7 protein-coding genes are annotated in these 8,268 nt (G+C 70.3%); 3 read left to right on the top strand and 4 right to left on the bottom strand.

From position 1 onward, the window contains the following. Positions 1 to 117: 117 nt before the first annotated feature. Positions 118 to 834, bottom strand: coding sequence for a signal peptidase I (lepB, locus tag ACFWBW_RS34865; RefSeq protein ID WP_385381483.1), 717 nt, complete (start codon positions 832 to 834; stop codon positions 118 to 120). 112 nt (positions 835 to 946) lie between these two features. Next, positions 947 to 3,049 carry a fructose-specific PTS transporter subunit EIIC gene (locus tag ACFWBW_RS34860; RefSeq protein WP_385381480.1) on the bottom strand — a complete coding sequence of 701 codons (2,103 nt, stop codon included), beginning with the start codon at positions 3,047 to 3,049 and terminating at the stop codon, positions 947 to 949. A gap of 354 nt (positions 3,050 to 3,403) precedes the next feature. On the opposite strand from ACFWBW_RS34860, the gene ahcY reads away from it, so the two are divergent. Next, complete coding sequence (gene ahcY, locus ACFWBW_RS34855) at positions 3,404 to 4,855, top strand: adenosylhomocysteinase (RefSeq protein WP_385381477.1); 1,452 nt, start codon at positions 3,404 to 3,406, stop codon at positions 4,853 to 4,855. Positions 4,856 to 4,968: 113 nt separating this feature from the next. Beyond that, positions 4,969 to 5,601, top strand: a complete 633-nt coding sequence (locus ACFWBW_RS34850; RefSeq protein WP_385381474.1) for a hypothetical protein — start codon at positions 4,969 to 4,971, stop codon at positions 5,599 to 5,601. A 161-nt stretch (positions 5,602 to 5,762) separates the two neighbouring features. On the opposite strand, the gene ACFWBW_RS34845 is transcribed toward ACFWBW_RS34850, so the two are convergent. Next, positions 5,763 to 6,692: an RDD family protein gene (locus ACFWBW_RS34845; RefSeq protein ID WP_385381472.1), complete on the bottom strand. Its 930-nt coding sequence runs from the start codon at positions 6,690 to 6,692 to the stop codon at positions 5,763 to 5,765. A gap of 114 nt (positions 6,693 to 6,806) precedes the next feature. On the opposite strand from ACFWBW_RS34845, the gene ACFWBW_RS34840 reads away from it, so the two are divergent. Continuing rightward, positions 6,807 to 7,814: a stage II sporulation protein M gene (locus tag ACFWBW_RS34840; protein ID WP_385381469.1), complete on the top strand. Its 1,008-nt coding sequence runs from the start codon at positions 6,807 to 6,809 to the stop codon at positions 7,812 to 7,814. A gap of 174 nt (positions 7,815 to 7,988) precedes the next feature. On the opposite strand, the gene ACFWBW_RS34835 is transcribed toward ACFWBW_RS34840, so the two are convergent. Further along, positions 7,989 to 8,268: hypothetical protein (locus ACFWBW_RS34835; RefSeq protein WP_385381466.1), on the bottom strand; the 280-nt coding region annotated here is incomplete at its 5' end.

Raw genomic sequence — 8,268 nt, 5'->3', positions numbered from 1 at the left:
GGTGAAAGTGTGGGGACAGGGAGAGAAGAAAAGATCACGGACAACGGCCAAGGCACGAGGGGTGAGGGACCCCTGTGGAGGGGGGGGGGGGGGGCCTCATCACGTCGCAACAGCGAGTCAACTGCTCGCCGCGGCCTCGTGGACGGAGCCGGCGGCCACCGCGTTCCGCGCGGCCTTCTCCGCCCGCCGCCGCGCGACCAGCGAGGCGATGCCGAGCCCGCCGCCGACGAGGAAGGCGTTTCCGCCCAGCGCGCCCAGCGCCCCGAGGACCAGCACCTCGGTCGGCATCTCTGTCGGGACCCCTCGAACGGCCGACAGCGGCAGGGTCCCGTCGTTCCCGTAGGTGGCCGCCATCACGAGGGAATCGACGGAGTCCCAGCGGTTGTCGCCCATCACGAACATCCGCCCCTCGGGCACGGTGACGTCGAAGGGAGCCATCGCCGGTATGGCCGGGTCCTTCACGTAGGGCTCGACGAGGGGCTTCCCGTTCAGCGTCAGGGTGGCGTCGCCCTTGGCCCAGGAGAGGCGGTCCCCGCCCAGCGCGATCACCCGCTTGAAGGCGTCACCGCCGATTCCCCACGAAGCCGGCGGCGTGGCGAGCACGGCGTCCCCGCGCCGGACCTCCTGCGGGGCCACCCGCCTGAACCAGACCTCGTCTCCGGGGGAGTAGGCCGGCTCCATTGCATGTGCCGGGATGAACTGGTGGGAGTACTCGTCCGCGAGGAAGAACCGGACCCCGGCGCCCGCCCCGACGAACAGCACCGCTCCGAGCACCATCAGCCCCACCGCCCAGATCCCCATGCGCCGCCCTGGCCTGCGCTGATCCCGCCCCATGTCCGTTCCCTTCACCCACGTGTCCTGTCCGGCTGGGAAGCGTACGCAGCGCCCTCGGGCCCCGTACCACCGAGGTGGGTACGGGGCCCGAGGGGTAGCGGAAGGGCTGCGGCTACTGGATCTCGCGCAGCACGTCCAGGATCGCGGCCTTGCCGGGCGCGGCCTGCAGCCGCTCCCGGAAGCCGGTGTCCATCAGCTTGCGCGACAGCAGCGCCAGGATCCGCAGGTGCTCGTCCCCGGCGGCGGCCTCCGGTACGGAGATCATGAAGACCAGGCGGGCCTTCGTCCCGTCCAGCGCACCCCACTCGATGCCCTCGTCGGACCGGGCGAAGCCCACCGTCGGGCGGGTCACGGCGTCCGTCTTGGCGTGCGGGATCGCGATGGACTCGCCGAGACCCGTCGTGCCCTGAGCCTCACGGGCCAGGGCGACCCGTACGAGCTCGTCCACGTCGGTGACGTTGCCGGTCGTGGCCAGCATCTCCGCCATCTCGCGGATCGCCGCCTCCTTGGAGTCCGAGGCCAGCTCCGTCTTCACGGTCTGCTCGGTGAGGTACCCGGACAGCACCTCCGGCGGCCCGGCCGCGGCCACCGGAGCCGCGGCCGCGGGCTGCTGAGCCCGTACGGCCGTCCCGGCGCCCGCATCCGCGGCGCCGGCCGCGACGGCGCCCGCACCGCCACTGCCGCCGGCGCCCACGGGGGCACCCGCACCGACCAGGGCCGGCTCCGGCGCGAGGCCCGCGGAACCGCCGCCGGTCACGCCCTCCCGGCGCAGCTTGAACTCGATCAGCGCGTTCGTGGTCAGCGCGGTCACGACCGCACCGGCGGCGATGGCCACGAAGAACATCGCGACCCCGCTGATCGCACCGAACAGCGAGACGATCGGACCACCGTGCGGCACCGAGTCCTGGACCCCGGCCACACCGGCGATCGCACCGGCCACCGCGCCACCGAGCATGTTGGCGGGGATGACCTGGGCGGGCCGGGCCGCGGCGAAGGGGATCGCTCCCTCGGAGATGCCGAAGAAGCCCATGAACAGGGCGGCGAGGCCGGTTTCCTTCTCCTCGTCGCTGTAGAGCTTGCGGCGCAGCAGCGTGGCCAGACCCTGGCCGAGCGGCATGACCGGGATGGCCGCGGCGGCCATGCCCATGACGTGGTTGTTGGTGCCGATGAGGCCGACCGCGACGAGGAAGGCGGTCTTGTTGACCGGACCGCCCATGTCGAAGGCGATCATCAGGCCGATGATGGTGCCGAGCACGATCGCGCTGGAGCCGGTCATCCCGTTCAGCCAGTTGGTCAGGTGCGTGAAGACCCAGGAGATCGGCTGGCCGATCACGTAGATGTAGAACAGGCCCAGGGCAACGGTCGACACGATCGGGATCACGATGATCGGCATGATCGGCTGGATGACCTTGGGGACCTTGACCTTCTTGATCCACATGACCAGATAGCCCGCGAGGAAGCCCGTCGCGATGGCACCCAGGAAGCCGGCGTTCGCATCGGCCCCGTAGATGTGCACGGCGTCCGCGGCCAGGAAGCCGCCGATCATGCCGGGTACGAGGGCCGGGCGGTCGCCGAGCGCGTAGGCGATGTATCCGGAGAAGATCGGCAGCATCAGGGAGAAGCCGGTCACGCCGAGCTTGTTGACGTAGAACCAGAAGGTCCCGTCGGGGATGACCAGTCCGCCCTTGGCGTCCGCGTGCCCGCCGAGGGAAAGGGAAACGGCCAGCAGCAGACCGCCGACGACCACGAACGGGATCATGTGGGAGACGCCGTTCATCAGCGCCTTGTACGCCTGACTGCGCTGGTGGCCGCCGCCGCCGGCGTTGCCGCTGCCCGCCGCCGCCGAGGTCCCGGCCTGCACCGGTGCGTTCTGCGCCCGCTGGATCAGCTCCTCCGGCTTGTGGATGCCGTCCGCGACGCCGGTGGACAGCACCCGCTTGCCGGCGAACCGGTCGAGGTCGACTTCCTTGTCGGCGGCGATGATGACGGCGTCCGCCTGCCTGACATCGTTGTCAGAGAGCACGTTCTCGGCCCCGATGGAACCTTGGGTCTCCACCTTGATCGAGACGCCGAGGCGGTCGGCGGCCTGCTGCAGCTTCTCCGCGGCCATGTACGTGTGCGCGATGCCGGTGGGGCACGCGGTAACGGCGACGATCCTCACGGGCTTGCGCCCGCTCACGTCCCCGCCCTCGGGAGGGCCTGCCGGACTGGTCACTGGAATCTCCTCACGACACATACGGGGTCCTGCGGGATCGCGCGTACAACCCGACCCAACGGCATCCTCGTCCATGTAAGGGCTTGATCAAAAGTCCGAAAGGCCCCTAATCCTCCGCCAGAGGCCCCGAAATCCGGCCGAGACTTGGCTTCGGGTTGCCTGGGCCGCGCTGCGCCGATCGGTGTAGATTCGTCATCAGTGTCAGGCGTCGCTGCTGATGGCGGTCGGGCGGTCCCAGAGACCGGCCGAGGGGAGAGAGGACCCCCGACGGACTGAGCGCCAAGTGCGACGTCTTGACGACGGTGCACTGCTCAGCCGTACCCACCTCTCCACATCACGAGGAGCAGCACCCATATGACTGCCGCATTCACCGACTTCAAGGTCGCCGACCTCTCCCTCGCCGTCTTCGGACGCAAGGAGATCACCCTCGCCGAGCACGAGATGCCGGGCCTGATGTCGATCCGCCGGGAGTACGCGGCCACCCAGCCGCTCGCCGGCGCCCGCGTCACCGGCTCCCTGCACATGACCGTGCAGACCGCCGTCCTCATCGAGACCCTCGTCGCCCTCGGCGCCGACGTCCGCTGGGCCTCCTGCAACATCTTCTCCACCCAGGACCACGCGGCCGCCGCCATCGCGGTGGGCCCGAACGGCACCGCGGAGAACCCGCAGGGCGTCCCCGTCTTCGCCTGGAAGGGCGAGACGCTGGAAGAGTACTGGTGGTGCACGGAGCAGGCGCTGACCTGGCCGAACACCCCCACCGGCGGCCCGAACATGATCCTCGACGACGGTGGCGACGCCACCCTCCTCGTCCACAAGGGCGTCGAGTTCGAGAAGGCCGGCGCCGCTCCGGACCCGTCGACGGCGGACTCCGAGGAGTACGCCAACATCCTGACCCTCCTCAACCGCACCCTGGGCGAGAACCCGCAGAAGTGGACGCAGCTCGCGTCCGAGATCCGCGGCGTCACCGAGGAGACCACCACCGGCGTCCACCGCCTCTACGAGATGATGGCCGAGGGCACCCTGCTCTTCCCGGCGATCAACGTGAACGACGCCGTCACGAAGTCGAAGTTCGACAACAAGTACGGCTGCCGCCACTCCCTCATCGACGGCATCAACCGCGCCACCGACGTCCTCATCGGCGGCAAGACCGCCGTGGTCTTCGGCTACGGCGACGTCGGCAAGGGCTGCGCCGAGTCGCTGCGCGGCCAGGGCGCGCGCGTCATCGTCACCGAGATCGACCCGATCTGCGCCCTGCAGGCGGCGATGGACGGATACCAGGTCGCGACCCTGGACGACGTCGTCGCGACGGCCGACATCTTCATCACGACCACGGGCAACAAGGACATCATCATGGCCGGCGACATGGCCAAGATGAAGCACCAGGCCATCGTGGGCAACATCGGCCACTTCGACAACGAGATCGACATGGCCGGTCTCGCGAAGATCGAGGGCATCGTCAAGGACGAGGTCAAGCCCCAGGTCCACACCTGGAAGTTCCCCGACGGCAAGGTCCTCATCGTCCTGTCCGAGGGCCGCCTGCTGAACCTGGGCAACGCCACCGGCCACCCGTCCTTCGTGATGTCGAACTCCTTCGCGGACCAGACCCTGGCCCAGATCGAGCTCTTCACCAAGCCGGCCGAGTACCCCACCGACGTCTACGTGCTCCCCAAGCACCTCGACGAGAAGGTGGCCCGTCTCCACCTCGACGCCCTCGGCGTCCGCCTCACCACCCTGCGCCCGGAGCAGGCCGCCTACATCGGCGTGGACGTGGCGGGCCCGTACAAGCCGGACCACTACCGCTACTGATCCCCACGGATCAGCGGCACCCACGCGTCAGGTCAGGCCCCCGGCATCCGTGCCGGGGGCCTGCCCCGTACCCGCCCGCACCCCTCCCCGCCCGAAGTCCAGGAAGACGCTCCATGCCCCGAGGCCGCTACGCGCTCCACGACCCGCACGACCACACCCCCCTCGGCGAGGAGCACTTCCACTGCGCCCCGGGCCCCTCCGGCTGGCGCTACGTCTCCCAGCTCACGGCGCCCGACGGGGCGCACCGCGGCTCCGTCGACCTGGCCGTCGACGAACTGGGCCGCCCCATCCGCCTCGAGGTCAACGCCTCCAGCTGGCAGGTCCGCGGCGCCGCCATCGACGGGATCACCTGGGTCCGCACCGACCCCGCCGGAGCCGAAGCCACCGAGGGCAACGTCCCCGGGGCCGCCGGCTTCACCGGCACCTCCCCGGCCTTCCTCGTCGCCACGGCCCGGCTGCTGCGCCTGACCCCCGGCGCGCCCGCGACCCGCGTCCGCCTCGTCGCCCTGACCGACCCCGTCCTGGCGGCCCGTACGACCGACCAGGCCTGGGCCCTCCTGAACCGCGCGGAGCACCCCACGGACAGCGGCCCGCTCCTGGTCGACGAGTACCGGGTCACGGCCCTGGACACCGGCGAGGTCCACACGGTCCACATCGCCGGGGACGTGGTCCTCTCGGCCCCCGGCGTGGAACTCGAACACCTGGAAACCCCGCCGTCGGCCTTCCCCGACGCACCGTCCGACTAGGTCGTCTCTTTCGGATCTTGTCGGCCGAGCCCGGGGCGTCTGGTGCCGTGCCTGGGCGTGCTGTCGGGGCGCTCGCGTACTGGACGTACGTGGTCGCCTCGGCAGTGCGGCCAGGCACGGTGCCGGGCGTCGTGGGCCCGGCAAGATCCGAAAGAGACGACCTAGGCGGGCGGCGCGAACCCGGTCGCCTTCGGCGGATCCACGGGTACGGGTACGGGTACGGGTACGGGAGCCACCGGCACCACGGGAGCCGCGACGGGCACCACCGCCGGCGCCGCCACGACCGGCATCACCACGGGCGCGGGCTGCCCGTACCCGGCCGGGGCCGCCCCGGGCGCGGGCTGCTGCCGGAAGGCCCGCGCGGCGTCCCGCGACTGACGCTCGTGCACCACGGCCATCAGGAACGCGGCGGCGGGCACCCCGACCGGCGGCGGAGCCCCCGTACGCGCCACCAGATCGTCCGCGAGCCGGGCCGCCATCACGGCGCCCACCTGCGGATCCAGCTGGTCCATGCGCGTCAGGTACTGCCGGATCGCCAGCCACAGCCCGTCCGGCACCGCCGACAGGTCCAGCCCGCCGAACCGCCCGGCCAGCCACGGGGGCGGCGGGGGCACCGGCATCACCCGAGCCCCCGGCACCCGCTCCCGGATGACCAGCGTCCCCGCGAACACGTCCCCGAGCCGCCGCCCCCGCTCGGAGAACAGCGACGCGATGCACGCCACGGACCCGAAGGTCAGCAGCAGTTCGAAGACCCCGAAGGCTCCGCGCACCAGCGCGTGCCGGAAGCGGATCGGCCCGCCGTCGTCGCGCACCACGCGCAGCCCGCACGCGAGCTTGCCGAGTGAGCGCCCGTGGCTCAGCGTCTCCACCGCGATCGGCACGCCGACCAGGATGAGCACGAACGAGGCCACGGACACGGCTGCCTGGGCCGCCCCGTCCATCGAAGCGGTGGCCAGCACGAGCCCGACGGCAATGAGCAGGTACCCGGCGACGTACACGAGCAGGTCGAGCAGGATCGCCAGCGCCCGGCTCGGCAGTCTTGCCGGCCGCAGCCCCAGGACGACCGCGTCCCCCGTCACCAGATCGCTCACCGATGCACACCCTTCACGTGACCTGCCCCGCCCCATCGGCCTCCAGTCTGCCAAGCTGACGAAGCAAGCAGTAGGAGAACCCAGAGGGACCAGGGGCAGGGGAGCGCCAAGCACATGGATCTCGACGTCTTCGTTGCGGCCCACCAGGCCGAGTGGGCCCGCCTGGAACAGCTGCTGGGCCGGGGCCGGCGCCTCACGGGAGCCGAGGCGGACGAGCTCGTCGCGCTCTACCAGCGCACGGCCACGCACCTCTCCCTCGTCCAGTCCAGCACCCCCGACCCGATGCTCACGGGCCGCCTGACCCAGCTCGTCGCCCGCGCCCGCGCCACGGTGACGGGCACCCGGCGGTCCGGCTGGCGCGACGCGGCCCGCTTCTTCACCGCGGGTTTCCCGGCCGCCGTCTACCTCAGCCGCCGCTGGTGGATACCCACGGCACTGATCTCGACCGCCGTCGGCGTGCTCGTCGGCTGGTGGATAGCCACCCACCCGGAGATCCAGAACGCCATCGGCGCTCCGGAGGACCTGAAGGCGATGACGAAGCCGGGCGGCGGGTACGAGACGTACTACTCCAGCCACCCCGCGGCATCCTTCGCCGCCCAGGTCTGGACGAACAACGCCCAGGCGGCCGCGATCTGCCTGGTCCTGGGCGGTTTCCTGGGCCTGCCGGTCCTGTACATCCTCTGGCAGAACATGCTGAACCTGGGCGTCGGCATCGGCCTGATGTCCTCGGCCGACCGCCTCGACGTCTTCCTCGGCCTGATCCTCCCGCACGGCCTGCTCGAACTGACCGCCGTGTTCGTGGCCGCGGGTACGGGCCTCCGCCTGGGCTGGACGGTCATCGACCCAGGCCACCGCACCCGCCGCGTGGCCCTGGCCGAACAGGGCCGCGCCGCCCTCGGCATGGCCATCGGCCTGGCGGCGGTCCTCTTCCTCTCGGGCCTGATCGAAGGCTTCGTCACCCCCTCCGGCCTGCCCACGTGGGCCCGCATCAGCATCGGCGTGGCGGCCGAGGCGGCCTTCCTGCTCTACGTCTACGTACTGGGCGGACGCGCGGCCCGGGCGGGCGACACGGGCGACGTGGAGCAGGCCGACCAGACGGCGACGCTCCCCACCGCGGCCTGATGTGCGTACGACCCTGCCGAGCTGCTAGTCTCCTCGTCGTCCCGCAAACACCGTTGACACGGAGGCTGCGGGGAGGTAGATTCGAACGGTTGCCTCGAACTGGACAAGTTCGGTAGCGATGGTTTAAAGTCTCTCTCGCCCCAGGAATTGAATTCCAAGAGGGCACCCAACTCTTCATTCAGGAAACTGAAGCCGGGAAATCCGGTGGAAATCTTCTGATAGAGTCGGAATCGCCGGAAAGGGAAACGCGAAAGCGAAGAACTGGAAAGCGAAACCCGCTTCGGCCGGGAATCGGACACGAAAGAGTCTGATAGAGTCGGAAACGCAAGAACAGAACGAAAGCCCGGAGGAAAGCCCGAGAGGGTGAGTACAAAGGAAGCGTCCGTTCCTTGAGAACTCAACAGCGTGCCAAAAATCAACGCCAAAAAGTTGATACCCCGTCCATTTCGGTGGA

This window comes from Streptomyces sp. NPDC059957, assembly GCF_042730015.1.
Taxonomy (GTDB): domain Bacteria; phylum Actinomycetota; class Actinomycetes; order Streptomycetales; family Streptomycetaceae; genus Streptomyces.
Note: the sequence above shows the minus strand (reverse complement) of the source record. Positions and strands in the feature narration are given on the sequence as shown.